The organism is Haloarcula sp. CBA1122, assembly GCF_009741785.1.
GTDB lineage: Archaea > Halobacteriota > Halobacteria > Halobacteriales > Haloarculaceae > Haloarcula > Haloarcula hispanica.
In genome coordinates this window covers 100,902-116,899 of the sequence record NZ_WPCB01000002.1, presented here as the reverse complement: position 1 = coordinate 116,899, position 15,998 = coordinate 100,902, and the positions used below count along the sequence as shown (strand labels likewise).

At 64.2% G+C, this 15,998-nt stretch carries 15 protein-coding genes; 4 read left to right on the top strand and 11 right to left on the bottom strand.

Features of this window, described 5'->3' with window-relative positions; genetic code table 11:
- The 4 genes from GJ630_RS01520 to GJ630_RS01505 form a co-directional block, all read right to left on the bottom strand.
- The gene (locus GJ630_RS01520; RefSeq protein WP_008309678.1) at positions 1–447 is read right to left on the bottom strand and encodes a response regulator; all 447 of its coding nucleotides are present in this window, start codon (positions 445–447) and stop codon (positions 1–3) included.
- On the bottom strand, positions 440–2,371 hold the full coding sequence (locus GJ630_RS01515; RefSeq protein WP_191449277.1) for an ATP-binding protein: 1,932 nt from the start codon (positions 2,369–2,371) through the stop codon (positions 440–442). The genes GJ630_RS01520 and GJ630_RS01515 overlap by 8 nt, the downstream gene beginning before the upstream one ends.
- 64 nt (positions 2,372–2,435) lie before the next feature.
- A complete protein-coding gene (gene dph2 / locus GJ630_RS01510; RefSeq protein WP_050037863.1) occupies positions 2,436–3,482 on the bottom strand; it encodes a diphthamide biosynthesis enzyme Dph2 in 1,047 nt (348 codons plus the stop codon).
- A gap of 54 nt (positions 3,483–3,536) precedes the next feature.
- Entirely contained in the window at positions 3,537–4,811 is a 1,275-nt protein-coding gene (locus GJ630_RS01505; protein WP_050038286.1) for a methyl-accepting chemotaxis protein, read from the bottom strand.
- 265 nt (positions 4,812–5,076) lie between these two features.
- Between GJ630_RS01505 and GJ630_RS01500 the strand changes: the two genes are divergently transcribed.
- The gene (locus GJ630_RS01500; protein WP_008309674.1) at positions 5,077–5,475 is read left to right on the top strand and encodes a YlbF family regulator; all 399 of its coding nucleotides are present in this window, start codon (positions 5,077–5,079) and stop codon (positions 5,473–5,475) included.
- A gap of 153 nt (positions 5,476–5,628) precedes the next feature.
- Here the strand turns inward: GJ630_RS01500 and GJ630_RS01495 are convergent, their stop codons facing one another.
- The gene (locus GJ630_RS01495; protein WP_050037864.1) at positions 5,629–6,078 is read right to left on the bottom strand and encodes a universal stress protein; all 450 of its coding nucleotides are present in this window, start codon (positions 6,076–6,078) and stop codon (positions 5,629–5,631) included.
- A 112-nt stretch (positions 6,079–6,190) separates the two neighbouring features.
- On the opposite strand from GJ630_RS01495, the gene GJ630_RS01490 reads away from it, so the two are divergent.
- The 3 genes from GJ630_RS01490 to GJ630_RS01480 all read left to right on the top strand — a co-directional run bounded on the left by GJ630_RS01490 (position 6,191) and on the right by GJ630_RS01480 (position 9,229).
- Entirely contained in the window at positions 6,191–7,024 is an 834-nt protein-coding gene (locus GJ630_RS01490) for an MBL fold metallo-hydrolase (RefSeq protein ID WP_050037865.1), read from the top strand.
- A gap of 171 nt (positions 7,025–7,195) precedes the next feature.
- Positions 7,196–8,293 (top strand): hypothetical protein, encoded by a 1,098-nt coding sequence (locus GJ630_RS01485; RefSeq protein ID WP_050037866.1) that lies wholly within the window; start codon positions 7,196–7,198, stop codon positions 8,291–8,293.
- Positions 8,294–8,332: 39 nt separating this feature from the next.
- On the top strand, positions 8,333–9,229 hold the full coding sequence (locus tag GJ630_RS01480) for a hypothetical protein (protein WP_050037867.1): 897 nt from the start codon (positions 8,333–8,335) through the stop codon (positions 9,227–9,229).
- A gap of 8 nt (positions 9,230–9,237) precedes the next feature.
- Here GJ630_RS01480 and GJ630_RS01475 read toward each other — a convergent pair whose 3' ends face one another.
- From GJ630_RS01475 to GJ630_RS01450, 6 genes are read right to left on the bottom strand one after another with little or no spacing between them, the layout of a single operon-like run.
- On the bottom strand, positions 9,238–10,182 hold the full coding sequence (locus tag GJ630_RS01475; RefSeq protein ID WP_050007405.1) for an ABC transporter permease: 945 nt from the start codon (positions 10,180–10,182) through the stop codon (positions 9,238–9,240).
- Positions 10,179–11,180 (bottom strand): ABC transporter ATP-binding protein, encoded by a 1,002-nt coding sequence (locus tag GJ630_RS01470; RefSeq protein WP_023843219.1) that lies wholly within the window; start codon positions 11,178–11,180, stop codon positions 10,179–10,181. Before GJ630_RS01470 ends, GJ630_RS01475 begins: the two co-directional genes overlap by 4 nt.
- A complete protein-coding gene (locus tag GJ630_RS01465) occupies positions 11,167–12,552 on the bottom strand; it encodes a nitrous oxide reductase family maturation protein NosD (protein WP_064287923.1) in 1,386 nt (461 codons plus the stop codon). The genes GJ630_RS01470 and GJ630_RS01465 overlap by 14 nt, the downstream gene beginning before the upstream one ends.
- Entirely contained in the window at positions 12,549–13,349 is an 801-nt protein-coding gene (locus GJ630_RS01460; RefSeq protein WP_014040109.1) for a hypothetical protein, read from the bottom strand. Before GJ630_RS01460 ends, GJ630_RS01465 begins: the two co-directional genes overlap by 4 nt.
- A gap of 30 nt (positions 13,350–13,379) precedes the next feature.
- Positions 13,380–15,362, bottom strand: a complete 1,983-nt coding sequence (gene nosZ, locus GJ630_RS01455) for a TAT-dependent nitrous-oxide reductase (RefSeq protein WP_191449276.1) — start codon at positions 15,360–15,362, stop codon at positions 13,380–13,382.
- A gap of 1 nt (position 15,363) precedes the next feature.
- Positions 15,364–15,876 (bottom strand): plastocyanin/azurin family copper-binding protein, encoded by a 513-nt coding sequence (locus GJ630_RS01450; protein ID WP_050007404.1) that lies wholly within the window; start codon positions 15,874–15,876, stop codon positions 15,364–15,366.
- Positions 15,877–15,998: the final 122 nt, after the last annotated feature.

Here is a 15,998-nt window from a genome sequence, read left to right as displayed (position 1 = left end):
TTATTTCGGCGGCCGCTTGACGACCGTAAGGAAGAAATCTTCAATGCTGCTCACGATGTCGACGAAGCCGTCGAAGTCGACCGGTTTCGTCAGGTAGGCGTTCGCGTGGAGATCGTACGATTCGATGATGTCCTCTTCCGCCTCGGAACTGGTCAGCACGACGACCGGAATCCGCCGGAGCGACTCGTCGCCTTTCATCTCTTCGAGGACTTCCTGCCCTCCTTTGCGGGGCATATTGAGATCGAGCAACAGCAGGTCCGGCCGCGGTGCGTCGCCGTACTCACCTTCCTGCCGGAGGAACGCAAGCGCCTCGACGCCGTCGTTGACGACGTGAAGGTTGTTCAGCACCTTCCCCTTCTCCAGGGCTTTCTCGGTCAGTTTGACATCGCCGGGATTGTCCTCCGCCAGCAGAATCTCCACCGGCCGCCCCTCGCTGGAGTCAGTCATCGCCATTCACCTCCGTCACCGCGGGCAGCGTAAATTTGAATATCGCGCCGTCGTCGGACGGTTCGACCCAGATGCGGCCGTCGTGGCGCAGGACGATTCGCTGGCAGACGGCCAGCCCGATGCCGGTGCCCTCCGTGTCGTGGGCACCGGCGCGGTGGAAGATGTCGAACACCTCCTCGCGGTCCGCCGCCGGAATCCCCGGCCCGTTGTCCGAGACGGTGAACGTCACCATGCCGTCGTCTTCTTCGGCGCTGACCTCGATACGGGGTTCGATGCCGGCCTCCGTCGCGTACTCGATGGCGTTTTCCAGCAGATTCTGGAACACTTGGCCGACCTGGTTCGAGTCGGCGTCGACGCGTGGCAGTGACTCTGCCGTGATGGTAGCGTTCACCTCCTCTATTCGCATCTGCAAGGCGTCCAGCGTCCGGTCGAGGACCGCTTCCGGGTCCGTCTCCTCGAAGTCACCCGCCTTCGTCTCGACGCGGGAGTACCGGAGCAGGGCGTCGACCATCTCCTGCATCCGGTGGGCACCGTCGACGGCGAAGGCCATGTACTCGGCGGCCTCCTCGTCGAGGTCGTCGCCGTATTCGCTGTCCAACAGGTCGACGTAGCTCGACACCATCCGGAGCGGTTCCTGCAGGTCGTGGGACGCGATGTAGGCGAACTGCTGGAGCGCCTCGTTCGAGCGCTCTAGTTCGGCCTGTTTCGATTTGAGCCGCGTCTCGCGTTCGATTCGCTCCAGCGCGGCAGCCGCCGTACTCGCGAGAATCTCAAGCAGGAACCGCTCGTCGCCGTCGAACGACGCCACGGTCTCGGACCCGATACACAGCATCCCCTGGTCATCGAGCGGGAGACACAGGAGCGTCCGCATCGGCATCGCCGGCGCTGACGGGTTCGACAGTTCTTGATAATTCTCGATAACGGTCGGCTCGCTGGTGTGGAAAATACGGTTCTCGTCGCTGTCTGGCCCCATCGGCGGGAGATCCGCCGCCGTTTCCACGCCGGCGAAGTCGGTCGCCTTTGCCGTCGCGCCGATTGGATAGAGCGTGTCGTCGCCGCTGTCGTGGGACCATATCGCGGCGAGCGGCTGGTCGACGATACGCTGTGCAATCTGTGTGACTGTGTCCGCGGCCGCAGTCTCTGTGCGGCTGTACAGCAGTTCGTTCGTCGCGTCGCTGAGCGCCTCGACGCGCTCCTCGCGGCGTTTGAGGGCGGTGATATCTCTAGCTACACTGACGACCTGTTTGAGTTGTCCGCTGTCGTCGAACACCGGTCGATACCACGTCTCGAAGACGAGGTCGTCGACTTCCTGTGTCACGCGGACTTCCTCCCCGTCGAGGGCCTTCTCGACGGCGGTGATGATGTCCGGATACTCACTGTACGTCTCGAACACCGATGTCCCTTCGAGGTCGCCGGGTTCCATTCCGAGCCCTTCCAGCCCCTTCCCGGCTGAATACGTGAACACGCCGTCCGGGTCTAGCGTAAACACCACGACAGGGAGATTCCCCATCAGGGTGTGGAGCTGTTCGCTCTGTTCTGCGTGTTTTCGTTCCCGCTCGCGGATGCTGGTCACATCGTGAATGAACGCCACAACACGGGTCTCGTCGCCGAGAGCAGCTCGCTTGAGCGTTACCTCGACCAGTTGGTCCGTGCTGTCGGGTCCCTCCGTTGCCCACTCGACCTGCGCCGAACCTGACGTGGCTGCCTCGGCTATCAGGTCGTTTGCGTCCGCCGTGGAGAACCCCGGCGGACTGAACTCGCCGACGTGCATCCCGACGATGTCGTCCGGAGTACACCCCAGGAGCGCGCCCGCGGCCTGGTTGGCCCGGACGACGGTTCCGGTGTCGGCGTCGTGGATCATAATCGGGTCCGGACTCGCCTCAAAAACGTCCTGATAGATAACAGCGTCCTCTGTAGAAGCCATGGACCGTATCAGCGCCCGCGCTACAAGACAGTACGCCCCTTGTTATCAGCGGTGAAAACTGGCGCTACCAGGTACCGTGAAAGGTGTCGAACTCCAGGGATTCGAGCGGTTTCTCGCCGATAGCGATTTCGTACTCGCCCGGTGTGAGCATCGGCTTCTTGAACTGCGGGCCGTCGTCGGTGGTGATGCGCGGACAGCCGGTGTTGACGTAGGCGTCCATCCCGAAGTTCGTCAGCCGGTCCGGCGTCACCTCGTCCATGGTTATGAGGTAGGCGTTCTCGTTGTTGTCGACGATCTCCTGGGCCTTGTCCCAGCGGCCCTGACCGATCTTGGTACAGAAGATGACGCCCCAAGACTCGGCGTCCATCGCGCGGTGGACCGCGCCGTAGCGTTGCTTCATGAACTTCTCCGTGTCGGCGACGGTGACGACGTTGTTCACCGGATCCGCGATGACGACGTGTTTCTCGGGGTGTTCCATCGCCAGTCCGAGGGGGTGGAACTTCCCGCCACCCACGTACAGCATCTGGTCGGCGTCTACGTCGGCGCTGGCGTAGTTACAGCCCAGCACCTGGCCCTCGTGGGTGAGCCGCTCGTCGCCCCGGCGCGTGTGGACTGTGTAACCGCGCTCCTCAAGCCACTCGCGCATCTCGTCGAACTTGTTCATATGCTGGGCCGTCGTCACCAGCCCCACGTCAGGGTCCTCTTCGGGGTCCGCGAGCTGTTCCTCGCGGGCCTGCTCCATGATGGGGAAGACGTCGACGTTCGAGAACAGCGGTACGTAGATGATCTTGTCCGATTCCTTCATCGGCGAGTGGCCGAAGTGGACGAACACGTCCGTCCGGCGCATCATGTACGTGTCGAGGTCGCAGGCCCCGTAACACGGCTGTCCCGAGAGCAGCACCGTCACGTCGTCGGGGAGGTTCTCGCGGAGGTCATCGGCGACGGCCGGGCCGCGGCGCTTCAGTCCCTCGGGGAACTGCAGGCCCACCTTCTCGGCGTCTCGCTCCTCGACGGCTTCGACGATTCGGTCGAGCTCGTAATCCCACTCGCGGTCGTGTTTGAGCGACAGTCCGGTGTTCCGGAGGTCGCCGTCAGTCCGCTCTTGACTCATTGCAACCCTGTATCGGTTCGAGCGGCATAACCCCCGTGTTTCGGCGAGCGACAGTTACTCCATAATCTCGGCAAGCTGTCGCTCGACCCGCTCGACGTTCTCCTCTAAGTCACGAGCCATCTGGTGTTGCGTCCCGTTGGCGTCAGCCAGTTCGTCGATAGACTCGGAGACCTCGGCGGCACGCTGGGCGATTTCGTCGATCATGCTGGCGATTTCTTCGGCGCTTGCGGCCTGGTCGTCCGTCGCCTCCGCGACCTCGCTGATACCCTGTTCCGTCTCCGAGGTCGCGTCGAGGATGGCCTGCTGGTTGTCTAGCACCGTCTCCAGATCGGTGAGGGCTTGCTGAACCGCATCGGTCGTTTCTTCGACGTTTTCGGCGGTGTTGTCGGCCATCTCGCGGACCTCGCCGACGATGCGCTCGACCTCGTCGGCGTGCTGTTTGGACTCGTCGGCCAGTTCCTTGATCTCGTCGGCGACGACCGCGAACCCGTCGCTGTCGCTGTTGCTCCGCGCGGCCTCGATGTTGGCGTTCAGCGCCAGCATGTTCGTCTGGTCCGCGATGTCGTTGATGACCTCGACGAACTCGTCGATCTCCTCGATGTGGCCGCGGAGTTCCGTCGAGTCCGACGCGACCTGTTCGGCGGACTCAGTCGCGTCCTCGACGCGTTCGATGGTTTCTTCGGCTGTCTCGACGGACTCCTCGGCGAGCTCCCTGGCCTCGCCGCTCTGACTGCTCACTTCCTCGGCGCTGGAGGCGATTTCCTCGACTGTGGCGCTGAACCCGGAGACCTCGGACTGGACCTCGTCGAGGTTGTCGGACTGCTCGCCGGCCATGTCTTTGATCTCGTCGGACTGCTCGGTAACGGCCGCGGCGGAGTCGCTGATTTCGCCGACCGCCGACTCGACGTCCGTCGCCATCTGGGACTGGAGGTTCTGGAGCGCTTCGCGCTGTTCGACGATATCGCTGAAATCGATCAGTAGCTCTAGCGCACCGATAGCGTCCCCGCCGGGGCCCATGAGCGGGATCGCCACTGCCCGCGCGTGTGCCATCGTCCCGTCGGGTCGTTCTGCCGAGCGGAACTCGTCTTCCCGGACTGGCTCCCCGGTTCTGATGACCTCCTGGGCGAGCGTCTCGTCTTGGCCTTCCGTGCCAAACACGTCGTAGGCGTTCATCCCGACCGCCTTGCTCGCCGGGAGCCCGAGCAGGTTTTCAACCGTCTCGTTCCAGTGTGTGATATCGCCATCCGCGTCGACGACGAACGCCCCTTCCGGTAGCTCCTCGACAAGCGACTCGAACGCGTGGAGCCAGAACTCCTCGCTGTTATCCATAGACTCCGGCAGCAGTTCCCCCGCTGTAGCTTGTTTAGCCATTATTGTAAACAGCAATGAACCGGGTAAATGATTTCTGGCCGATTACAACTGCTGATAACTGAGTGGCGTCATATTGACACCGAGGAGAGGCGGGAATTCACGACTGGAACAGAGTCCCACGGGGTAACAGACGCAGCCTGTCGTACCAGCACTGGGCAGCTATCCCGCCTGAAACAACCCGGTTTCGGCAGGCCTATACCGCCCGAGTCCATACCAATCGGTGATGAGCATCGAGACCGATACCGCCGCTGATATCGACGGTGACCACGTCGAGGCGCTCGCTACAGAGTTCGGCGAGGCAATCGCCGAGCTACCGGTGTACCAGCGATTCAAGGAGACGAAAGACGCCGTCGAGAACCACGACGAGGCGCAGGCGGCCATCAAGGAGTTCGAGCAGATCCGCGAGGAGTTCATGCTCGCCCGCCAGACCGGCAACGCCTCTCAGGAGGACCTCCGGAAGGTCCAGCAGAAGCAGGAGGAACTCCACGACATCCCGGTGATGAGCGACTATCTGGAGGCCCAGAACGAACTCGAACTGCGCCTGCAGGAACTCAACGAGATCGTCTCCGAGGAACTGGCCGTCGACTTCGGCCAGAAAGCCGGCGGTTGCTGCGAAGACTGAACAGCGGTACTTCTCGCGGTCGCGTTTTTCGCTGACTCCGCAGCTACCGGTCAAGAACGCAGATGACGCCGACAGCTACCATCCGTCAGCCGCACTGTTCCACCGACAGTTATGGCCAGTCAGTGACACGGCCCCGCTGGCCGTGCTGTGCTGTCACTCCTCGACTTCGGTTTTCACCACGACCGCCGGTCGCTCGGTCAGCCGAAGCACCTTGTCGGTGATGCTGCCGAGGAGACTTCGGTACTCCGCCGGCCGCCGCTTCGTCCCGAGGACGAGCAGGTCGACGTCCGCCTCGTCGGCGGTTGCGATGATGGATTCGGCAGGCCGTCCGTGTTTCAGGGTTGTTGTTACGTCGACGCCGGACGCCTCCGCGTCATCCTGTATCCGGGCCAGCGTCTCCTGGCCCGTCTCTTCGAGGCCGTGTTCCGGCCCCTCCGATTCGTCGACGTACTCGTCGCCGCTGTAGGCAGTGTACACGTCTTCGTCGACGACATACAGCGCGTGGAGGGCCGCGCCGTGTTCCGCTGCGAGGGCAATCGCGTGGGACTCGGCGTTGGTCGAGGCTTCTGTCCCATCCGAGGCGAGGAGGATGTGATCGTACATACAGGTCGTATTTCTCCCAACTGGGAAATAAACCGAGGGTTCCGTTCTCAGACAGCGGGAGACACCCGGCGTCTTCGAAACATCTTAGCGACCGGGCGTGGCATCTCTGCACATGACAGTCGAATCTGATTGGGACGACTGGCTCCCGCGTGCGGTGGAGTCGGCGACGCCTGACGGGCTGGCGATCTGGTATCTGGGCTGTAACGGCTTCATCGTGAAATCGAGCGGCGGAACGACCGTCTTCATCGACCCGTATCTCGGCACGGGCGACCCCCCGCGGACCGTGCGGATGGTCCCGGTGCCGTTCAACCCCGAGGACATCACCGAGTGCGACGCGGTTCTGGGCACCCACGAGCATACCGACCACGTTCACGGGCCGTCACAAGCGCCGATTCTCGCCGGGACGGGCGCGGACTATTACACGACCGACAGCGGTCACGATGTCATCCGGGAGGAAGCGTGGCTGGAGAACTACAGCGTCACCGACGACCAGCTCCACGAAGTCACGGAGGGTGACACGCTCGAAATCGGCGATTTGACCGTCCACGTCGAACCGGCCAACGATCCCGACGCCGAGCATCCGGTGTCGTACGTGTTCGAACACGAATCCGGCACGTTCTTCCACGGCGGCGACGCCCGTCCCGGCGAGTTCGAAACTGTCGGCGAGCGCTACGACATCGACGTCGGCGTCCTCGCGTTCGGGACCGTCGGGATGATCGACGACAAGGAGACCGGCGAACCCACACGAACGCAGTGGTACAACGACGAGAACATGATTATCGAAGCCGCGAACGAACTCCAACTGGACACCCTCGTCCCGACCCACTGGGACATGTGGAAGGGGATGACGACGGAGCCGACCGTCCTGCACAACCACGCCAACAGCTTCGCGCATCCCTCGACGCTTTCAATCGTTGAAATCGGCGACCGGTACGATCTCGACTGACAACGGTCTGCCAGTGTCGCACGGACGGTCTGTCCGTCTTTGCTGGCTCACGTCCTGTTCGTGTTACTGAGGTTACGTCTCTATATTATATTAATCAGTATCGTATAGAAAAAAGGTGTAAATGTTGGTCAGGTACGTACCTTTAATACTATTGCTGAGACCATACAGACCATGAGCAATTCGCAAGCCTACGACGAAGTTACTGTCACCGCAGATGGCGTGACAGTGACCAAGCGGTTCGAGGCGGACGAGTTCCCCGTACCCGCGATAGCGTTCAATCTCACTTCACGGCGGTCTGTTCCGGTGACGGTCAGGCTAGTCGACACCGTTCCAGAAGACGTAGCAGTCGAGGATCTGGGCTTTCACCCCGAGTACGGCAGCGAGTACTGGGACATCAACGAAAACCGGATCGCCTTCGAGAAGGAACTCGAACCCGAAGCTGACTACACGACCGTCTACGGTATCCGTGCGACGGGCACCGACGACGTCGAGAAGTTCCTGACGGAACCCGAAATCGAGAGTGTGAACCCGCCTCTGGACGAGGACGAGGAAGACCTCGTCGGTGGGGGCGACGAGGCTGTTCGGGACGTCATCGCCGGTGACGCCGACAGCGTTCCCGGTCTGGAAGACGATGACGACGAGGACATCGAGACGCTGGACCTCTCGGACCCGAACAACCCGGACTCAAGCGTCGAAGCCCCGGAAGAGAGCAACGCCGCACCGGCAGATTCCGAGGTCCAATCCGGCGCTGTCGTCGCGACGATGGCACAGGAAATCCGCGATCAGAACGTCTCCCCCGAAGACGTGAAGCTCCTCAAGCGTGCGCTCGACGCCGTCTCCGAGGACGACAGCGACGCCGGCGGCGTCAACGACGCCCGGATCCAGCGCATCCAGAGCGATGTCGCGGACCTCCGTGCGTACACCGACGCTCTCGAGGAGTTCCTCGAAGAGAACGGTACCGGCGAGGACATGATTCAGGAGTTCGGCGAGCGCCTCGATTCCTTCGAAGCGACTCTAGAGGATTTCGAGGACGAGGTCCAGTCGGCGACGGATGCAGCCACGTCCGCCTCCGATCAGGTCGACGACCTCTCCGGGGATGTCGAGAGCGTCGAAGGGCAGCTTGACGCCCTCGAAGACGATATCGAAGCTGTCCGCGAGGAGATCGACGACGGCGAACTCGCCGACCGGATCAACGAAACCGAATCGGAGATCGAAGAGCTCAAACAGTGGCGCGAACAGCTGTCGTCGGTTATCGGCGGCGGCGAATAACCGAACTCGTTTTACCGGTCCCCCGTCTGTGCCTGCATAATGACGACGACGAGAGTGGCCGTGCCGCGCAAGGGCCGGCCCCTCGAAGCAGTGCTGGAGCGACTCGCCGGGCGCACGGGGACCGCCGACCTGGCCGACGATATCATCTCGACGCTTCGCTACGAGAAAGCCGTCACCAAGGGTAACCAGGACGCGGTCGCCGACGTGTACCATCGCATCAGCGACTACTCCTCGCTCGATGAGCCATACGAGCCAGAATACACGCTGCTCCGCGACGACCGCGACGGGATGCCACGGCGGATCGTCTTCGACAGCGTCACTGTCCCGACCGAACACGGTGACGTCCAGCTGGTCGGTCGCGAGGAGCCGTTCCGGGCGCTCCGGACCCACGAGTTCGCGCTCGGGTTCGACAGTGCCGACCTCGTTCTCGAAGAGGTCGTCCAGCTTCGGGACGAACCGCTGACCGCCATCGACGAAATCAACGACCGCATCGACCCGCTGGATACGGACGTACGGGTCGTGACCGGGCTGGGCGATACGGTGTACCACACCCTGCTGGCGACGCCGGATGTCATAGACACACAGGACGGCCCCCTCGACCGGGCCTTCGTCACCAACTACGAGGGCGAACTCTGCATCTCACCGCGCTACGAGCGGCTCGTCGAAGCCGTTCTCGGAACCAGCGCGCTCGATGGCATTTCCTTTACCTATCCGACGGAGGGCGGCGAAGAAGAGGAAGACATCGCGGCGACCGGCCTCGGCGTCTACCTCACCGTCACGGGGTCGACCGCGCGCGACCACGGCCTCGAACTCGGCGAGCAGTTGTTCCCCAGCGAGACCGTGCTTCTGGAAAACGCCCACGAGCGCACCGAGACCACGAAGCAGGTCGCCGGTCTGTTCGAGGAGCCCGAAGAAACAGCGCTGCAGTCGGTCTAAAACCGTTTTCAGAGACGCCGTCGCTGGATGAGTTTCGCAGCGACGCCGATGGGCACGATGACCCACGCCACGAGCGCCGCGGCGACCATCGGCACGGTCAGCCCGGCCTGGGCCAGCACGCTGCCGAAGCCACCGGCGACCACGTCCACCTGTGAGAGCGCGAGCACGCGGAAGCAGTCCACGGGGTTGAGCAGTATCGCCGCGGCGATAGCGCCGGAGCCGAGGTCGAACCCCGCAACCGCCCCCAGTGCGACCAGATCGTGCAACAGCGCGACCCACAGCCAGATGGCCAGCGTCGCACCGAGCGCGTGGGTTTTCGTCCGCGAGACCGTCGAGACCAGCACCGCAACGCCCAGCATCGCACAGGCGGTCAGGACCGCAGCGAGGGCGACGGCGGCGTACTGCCCGACGCTGGCGAGACCGATATAGCGGACGGTCAGCAGCGCGCCGGGGACGAAGCCCAGCAACATCGCGCCGGACAGCACCGCCGCCCGGCCGATGGCAGTCCCGACGACGACACGGCCTTTCGTCACCGGGAGCGCGAGCATGAGTTCGAGCGACCCGCGCTCGTCCGCCCCGACGATGGCGTCGTAGCCGACCGCCAGCGCGGTCAGCGGAACGAGGTAGACGCCGAGTTCGGCGATAGTCGCGATCACCGCGTCGAAGCGACCCGGGCCGACCGAACTCGCGCCGAACTGGACAACCGCGGTGGTGAAGAGACCGAACAGCAGCGCCACGCCGAGCGCCCACCGGCTCCGCACGGCCAGCCGGTACTCCCGGCGAGCGATGGTGAGCAGGCTGCTGTCGGCAAACCGAGCAAGCGCCGATTCGTCGGCAGCGTCCGTGGCCGTACTTCCCTCGGTTCCGCCGTCGTGTAACCGGGTAGCCGGAGCGTCGACCGAAACGACGCCGCCGTCCGGGGTCGGATCTGTCGAGGAGTCGCCCTCGCTCATGCCGGCTCACCTCCGGAGTCCTCGGTCGCCGCCTCCGCAGCCGCCGCCGTGCTGTCGGAGCCGGTGTCATCGCTGTCGTCCGCCCCGACGGCCTCGTGGAACGCGGCCTCAAGGCCGGGTTCGCGGACCTCGAAGCGGTCGATGTCGTACCCCTCACCGACGGCGGTCAGCAGGTCGTAGGCGTCGGTCGGCGTAGTCCGTGCCGTCACCGCCGCGCCGGAGCGGCTGACGCTGGACACTGCCTCGTGGTCCCCGAGGTCGGTCGCCGCGTCGCTCGCAGCCGCCTCGGACGCGAGCGACAGCGACACCGTCACCTCGTCGGCGGCGGCGCGGCGAAGCTCCTCGACCGGTCCCGCCGTCGCCACCTGTCCGTCGGCGATGATGACCGCCTCCGAGCAGAGCCGCTGAATCTCCCCGAGCGCGTGCGAGGAGAAGACGATAGTCACGTCCGTCTCGGCCGCCAGGGATTCCACGACCTCGTGGAACGCCCGGATGCCGTCGGGGTCGAGCCCCGCGGTCGGTTCGTCGAGTATCAGCACGGCCGGCTCGCCGACGAGTGCCGTGCCGAGGCCGAGCCGACGGTTCATCCCGTTGGAGTAGCCGCCGACGCGGCGGTCCGCGGCGTCCGCGAGTCCGACGGTGTGCAGGATGCGCTCGACGTGGTGTGCCCGGTCTTCCCGGGGCACCGAGCGCATCCGGGCGTGGAAGCTGAGTATCTCGCGGCCGGTCAGGCTCGGCGGGAAACCGGCGTGCTCCGGCAGGTAGCGCACTCGCTCGCGGACGGTGGTCCCGTCGGTCGGGTCCGCGCCGGCGACGGAGACGCTGCCAGCGTCCGGTCGGTTCAGCCCGACGAGCAGTTTGAACAGCGTCGTCTTGCCGGCCCCGTTCGTGCCGAACACGCCGAGGGTGGCCCCCTGTTCGACAGACAGACTCAGTCCGTCGAGCGCCTGCACGTCGCCGTACGCTTTCGATACGTCGTCGACATCAATCACATTCATAGTAGCTCCTCCAGTTCTCGTGGGGTGGTTCGGTGAGCGGGCGGGCGTCGACGACACCGGGCGACTGGACGACGGGCACGGACGACTCGGCCAGCCGAACGGCGTCGAAGGCCGGGCTACTGGCGAACACCCGCGCGGCGGGCTTTTCGGCAGTCACTTGCTGGACGGTCCCGGCCGGCTGGTAGCGGGTGTCGCCGACGCCGTCGTCGTCAACATCGGTCGGGTTCGCCCGGGACCAGTAGTTCCCGACGCTCTCGTTCCAGTGGACCTGGTCGCTCATCACCGCGAGCACCGGCCGGTTGTTGCGGATGAAACTGTTCTCGGTCACGGTTCCGTCGGTGCTCCCCGCGGCGATGTGGACACCGATATCGTTGCCGACGACGAGGTTGCCGACGATGCGATTGCTGACGGAGTTGTAGACGAACAGCCCGTTCTCGTTGTCGACGAGGTGGTTGCCGCGGATGTCCGTGTCGTCGATGCTCTTGACGAGGATGCCGTGGCCGGACTGCCCGCTGTTGTTGACCGCGACGTTGTCCTCAATGACGAGGTGTTTCGACACCATCAGCGCGTACCCGACGTCGTTGTTGAAGGCGGTGTTGTCCCGCAGGTGCGAGTCGTCCGAGTACATGTAGTGGACCCCATACCGGAGGTCCCACATCGTGTTCTCGCTGGCGTTGACGTCTTTGGCCCAGTTGAAGTACAGTCCGTCCCGGACGGTGGTGATGTCGTTGTTCCGGATGACGCTGTCCTCGGTCTTCCAGATCTGGACGCCGTTGCCGCGTTTGGTCAACTGCGTTATCTCCTCGCGGCCGACGATGGTGTTGTTGCGGATCTCGGCGTCGTCGACGCCGTCGAGCCAGATGCCGAAGGTCATGTCGGTCACGCGGCTGTCGCGGACGGTGACGTCGCTTCCGTTGACGAATATCGCGGCGTCGTTCGTCGCGGCGCTGTAGCCGCTGTTGCGGACCCAGAGGTCCGCCACGGTGACGCCCTGCGCTTCGACGGCGAGCACGTCGCCCTTGCCGTCGCCGTGCAGCAGCGCTGACCCGGGACCGTTCCCGGACAGCGTGACGTTCCGCGTCGTTACGACGAGAGTCTCGTCGAAGCGACCGGCAAGCGTGACGGTGTCGCCGGGGTCCGCCGCATCGACTGCCGCCTGTGCGCTATCGTAGGTCTCGCCGTCGACCGTTGCGGTGCCGTCGGCCGACGGGGCGGTGAACGAGTCGGTCTCGGGCACGTCGGGGTTGAAGGCGAGGTCGTCGCTGCCGGTCGGGCCGGCGCTGGCCATCCCGACAGCCACGACCGACAGCACGAGCAGGGCCGCGGTAGCGACGGCGAACACGCGCTCGAAATCGTGGGACAGTGGGCTCATGAGTGGGTTTCTGGTTGGTCAGATTTGACCGCGGTGGTCGTGGGGCGGTGCGGGGCGTCATCCTCGTCGTCGGTGTCGCCGTCACGGCCGAGGCGGTCCCGAACGGCGTCGGGAAGCCCGGTGAGCCCGCTACGGAATCGGGCCGGGAGTTCGCTGAACGTCGCCGCCTGGTCGCGGTAGTAGTACGAAACCGCGAGCAGTCCAACGGCAGCTGCGGCCATGTACGCGCCGAGGCCGAACCGGGAGACGCTCGTGATGTTGGCGACCTGATACTGGCCCCACAGCGGCGGCGTGAAGCCGTCGACGCCCATCACCGGCGCGCCCGGGTCGAGCGTGTGGCCGGCCTGCCAGAGCCGGTACTGGATATCGGCCAGCATCACGGTGAACACCAGCACGGTGCCGCCGAACTGGTATTTCAGGCCGCGCTTGAGCTTCTCGGTAGTCGGTGCGACGGCGACGAACACCGACAGCAGTGACACGCCGATGAACGCAACGGGCCCGAGCGCCCACTCGGGCACGTCGATGGCGTTCTCCTCAACGGGGAAGTTGGGCTCGACTAACACCGGGTCGGGGAAGTAGAACCCGACGTAGTGGTTCAGCCGCGCCATCTCGATGAAATCCCCAGTCAGGTGGGGGTAGGCGTACAGGGAGACGTGCAGCGTCGTGCTCGGATACTGGACCGCGTCGACGCTGATGTGCCACATCGGGAACGCGAGCGCCGCGACGAACAGCAGCGCCGCTCCCACGGGGAGGCCCCGTCGAATCTCGCGGAAGTCGTCGATGGTGGGTCGTTGCATGGCTGAACACCTCCGAAATGGGTTGTGTCGCTACCCCTCCGCCGGTTCGACGATCATCCGGCTGCGCATCTCAAGGTGCAGGGCGCTACAGAAGTACGTGCAGTAGATCCAGTACACCCCGGGGTCATCAGCCGTGAACGTGACTTCGCGGGTGTCCTGTGGGGCCACGGCGTAGTTGATGTCGTGCTCGGGGATGGCAACGCCGTGGATGATGTCCTGCACGCCCTCGATGTTGGTCGTGGAGAGTTTCACCTCGTCGCCCTCCTGAACCGTGAAGTCCGGCAGGCCGAACTCCGAGCGCTTGGTCGTCATTTTGACGTGGACGCTGTTCTCGCCCGTGCGCTCGACGCCGGAGTCCTCCTCGGTGATGTAGGTCTCCTCGTAGTCGTCCTTGTCGTAGACCTTCTTGGCGTCTATCTTGTCCTTGTGGGCGAACACGCAGTCGTGTGGCTCGGGGTAGGCCGGGTGGTCCGCGACCAGTTCCATCTCCTCCTCGCCCTGGCCGATGTGGATGAGCTGGTCGTTGTCGGGCATAATCGGGCCGACCGGGAGGAACCGGTCCTTGGAGAGCTTGTTGAGGCTGACGAGCCACTCCCCGTCGGGGTCGGTCGTCATCGCCTCAAGGGCCTGAATGTGCCCGGGGTTGTAGTGGACGTCCTGCTTCTCGATGATGGGGTCCTCGGACCCTTCTTCGGCCTCGACGGCCGCCTCGATGTCCCACTTGACGGCCTGTGAGTCGATGAACAGCGACGTGTAGGCGTGTCCGTTGCCGTCGAAGGTAGTGTGCAGCGGGCCGAGCCCGACGCGCGGTCGCCCGGCGACGACATCCTCCGGGTCGGAAGAATCGGCCAGCGCGTTCAGGTCGATCATCGTCACCGTCGGCGAGAGCTTCCCCGCGACGAAGGCGTAGTCGCCGTTCGGCCCGACCTCGACACAGTGGGGGCTTTTCGGCGTCGGGATGTACTTCACGATCGGACGGTCGCCCTGGTTGAGCGAACTCCCCTGCGTGCCGTCGACGACGGGGATGCCGTTGACCTCCTCGTAGTTGCCGTTCTCGACGGCCTGCTCGATGGCCGGGATGTCGAAGGCCTTGACGTTGTCCCGGTCGTCCTTCGTCATGCCCTGAATGTCGGTGGCCTCCTCGCTGTTGTACGCCGAGGAGATGGCCCACCGACCCTCTTTGCCGGTGTCGACGATGTCGAGGTTCCCGTCGACTTTGACCTGCCACTGGGTCTCCATCGACTCGGGGTCGACGGCGACGAACAGCGACGTGTAGTTGTCCGGGTTCTTCGCGTCGGTCCCGTCGTTGGGCAGCGGCACGCGGAACTCGCCGTTGCCCAGCACATACTTCGTGTCCGGCGAGAGGACACAACAGCCGTGGATGGCCTGCATGTTCGGGACGTCCGTGATGGCGTCCGTCTCGAAATACGTGAGGTTCACGCGGGCGATGCGGCCGTTGGCCTTGTCGTTGACGTACAGGTATTCGCCGTCGTAGTCACCGTCCGTCTCCGAGAGGTTCGGGTGGTGATTGTCACCCCAGCTATACCCGCCGCCCTCTTCCAGCATTTCCTGAGTCCCGTCAGTGAACCCATAGCCCGACGCACAGTCGGTGTTGAACACCGGAATACGGGTGAGTTCCCGCATCGACGGGATACCGATGACCCGCAGTTCGCCGGAGTGGCCGCCGGACCAGAAGCCGTAGTATTCGTCGTGTTCGCCCGGTTCGACCGTGTGGCTCGCGCCGCTGCCCGAGGGTGTCGACTGGCTGCCGGCACTGCCATCGCCACCGCCGGTCAGCGCTGAACAGCCAGCGACGGACCCCATCGCACCGGCGGCGACGCCGGCCTTCATGAAGTCTCGGCGACCGAGCGAGAGGCCGGGCAGCCCCAGCGAGAGGTCGTTGTCCTCAGTCGTTTCGTCCGGTGACTCGACCTCCGCCAGTACCGAGTCGAGGGTTTCTTCGTACTCTTCGAGGACTTCGTTCGGATCGCGTGGGGTTTCGTTTTTGCTCATATCAGACCACCTTGATTGTGCCGACCATCCCGTTCATCTCGTGGGGGATGCAGTAGTACTCGTAGGTCCCCGTCGTCTCCAGCGTAACCTCGTAGCTCTCGCCTTTCGGAATGTTGCCTTCCTGCCCGTTACTGTAGCCGTCTTTCGCGGCCTGCAGGGAGTCGAACCCGCCGGACGCGAAGTAGTCCGCGCCGTCGGGGATCTCGTCCTCGTAGGCCGTCACCGTGTGGCCGATGCTGCCGACGTTCTCGAACGTGACCGTCGTGCCTGCCTCGACCTGGATTTTCTTCGGCTCGTATGCCAGTTCGTCCGTCATTTCGACGGTGCTCGTCTCGGTCCATTCGGACCCGCTCCCGCCGTCACTGGACTCGGTCTCGCCGCCGTCTGATCCGTCACCGCCGCTACCTGAGTCGCCGTCACCGCTACTGTCGGAGCCGCCGCCCGATGAACAGCCAGCTAGCGCGACTCCAGCCGCGAGACCCAGACCGCGAACGAATGTTCTACGCGTTTCCATGGTAGCTCACGGCTGCAACTCGAAGACCAACCTGTATATATAGGGAACCGCACTCTCATCTCGCAGGAAGCGGGGCGAATATGTTCGCCCGGAGATAGTGAATGGTGTCCTCTCGTGACGGT